The sequence below is a fragment of the Streptomyces sparsus genome (genome assembly GCF_054776295.1).
Genome location: NZ_BAAHCA010001017.1, coordinates 1 through 1631, shown reverse-complemented (window position 1 = coordinate 1631; position 1631 = coordinate 1). Strand labels below are relative to the sequence as shown.

Annotated in this window: 2 protein-coding genes and 1 pseudogene; all 3 read left to right on the top strand. The window is 73.6% G+C overall.

Translation table 11 applies throughout. From position 1 onward, the window contains the following. A partial coding sequence (locus tag ACYVE9_RS25915; RefSeq protein WP_461030325.1) for an acyl-CoA dehydrogenase family protein occupies window positions 1-281 on the top strand: 281 nt, incomplete at its 5' end. Beyond that, window positions 278-1357, top strand: a complete 1080-nt coding sequence (locus ACYVE9_RS25910; RefSeq protein ID WP_461030324.1) for an HAD-IIIC family phosphatase — start codon at window positions 278-280, stop codon at window positions 1355-1357. The genes ACYVE9_RS25915 and ACYVE9_RS25910, both read left to right, overlap by 4 nt. Beyond that, window positions 1347-1631: pseudogene (locus tag ACYVE9_RS25905) on the top strand (hypothetical protein); the annotation flags it as partial. The gene ACYVE9_RS25910 and the pseudogene ACYVE9_RS25905, both read left to right, overlap by 11 nt.

Sequence of the window (1631 nt, the reverse complement as noted above, 5' to 3'; positions counted from 1 at the left end):
CCGCCCGCGAACTCGCCGCCCGGGCCGCACGCGCCAGAACCCGCGGCCCCGGTCACGGCCTCACCGAGACGATCATGGCGAAGTACGCGGCAGCCGACGCCGGCGCCGAGGCGGGACGGGCCGCCGTGCAGGTCCTGGGCGCCGCCGGCATCGCTCCGGACAGCCGCGCCGGACGGCACTACCGGGACGCCAAGGTCATGGAGATCATCGAAGGAGCCCAGGAAGTGGCCGAATCCCATATGGCCGAACAGCTCTTACGCCGCTTCGGAGCGGTCACATGACCGCCACCGAGGCACTGCCCACCGTCAAGTGCCTCGTCTGGGACCTGGACGACACCCTCTGGGACGGCGTGGTCCTGGAGGGCGACCACCCCCCGCCCTTCCCGCCGGCGACGACGACCCTGAAGACCCTCGACTCCCGCGGCATCCTGCACGCCGCCGCCAGCCGCGGCGACCACGCCACCGCCACCGCTCACCTCGACGCCACCGGGCTCGGGGAATGGTTCTGCGCGGCACGGATCGGCTGGGGCGACAAATCGGCCGCCGTACGGCACATCGCCGAGACCCTCAACATCGGCCTCGACACCGTCGCGTTCATCGACAACGACCCCGCCGAACGGGCCGAGGTCCTCGCCGCGCTCCCCATGGTCCGCTGCTACCCCGCCGACCTCGCCGGGCAGCTCCCCGAACTCCCCGACTTCCGCCCCGCGCACGTCACCGCCGAGGCGGCCGGCCGACGCCTGCTCTACCGCACCGAATGGCGCCGCCGCCAGGCCGAGGAGGAGTCCGGGGGCGACCGGCGGGCTTTCCTCGCCTCACTCGGCCTCGTCATGGAGATCGCCCCGGCCACCGAGAGCGACCTCGCCCGCGCCAGCGAACTCACCGTGCGTACCCACCAGCTCAACAGCACCGGCCTGGTCTACGGCGAGGAGGACCTGCGCCGCCTGATCGCCGCGCCCGACCACCAGGTCAGGCTCGCCCGGCTCAGCGACCGATTCGGCGACTACGGCATCGTCGGCCTCTCCGTCACCGAACTCACCCCGACCGAGTCCGTGCTGCGGCTGATGCTGATGTCCTGCCGGGTCGCGTCCCGGGGCGTGGGAGAGCTGATGCTCTCCCACATCGTCCGGCAGGCCCGCGCCGAGGGCCGCAGACCCGTCACCCACTTCGTACCGACCGCGGTGAACCGCACCATGCTCGTCACCCTGCGGTTCGCCGGATACGCGCCCGTCACGCGGGACACGGGCGACGGGGCGCCGATGGTCCTCGAAGTGCCGGCCGACCACCCGGTCCGCGAGCCCGGCAGCCACGTCCGACTGTTCGTCCGTTCCGTACGAGGAGACCGAAGTGACCGCTGAGCGGGCCGGAGCGAGCGAGCGGGCCGAAAGGACGGGAGCACCCGCCGGCCCGGTCCGAAGGACCGGAGCGGCCGGACCGGGCCAAGGCACCGAAACGGCCACCGAGGGCACGGATGCGACCGCCGGGCGGGCCGACGGGGCTCCGGCCCCCTCCGGGTCGCTGCTCGACGCCTTCCTCGCACAGGCCGACCGCACCCCGCGGGCCACCGCCCTCGTCATCGGCGACACCGCGCTCCGCTACCGCGAACTCGCCGACGCCTCCGCCGGACTCGCC

Coding starts and splice junctions, on each gene's coding strand:
- ACYVE9_RS25910 (WP_461030324.1), top strand. CDS start 278: ATGACCGCCACCGAGGCACTGCCCACCGTCAAGTGCCTCGTCTGGGAC.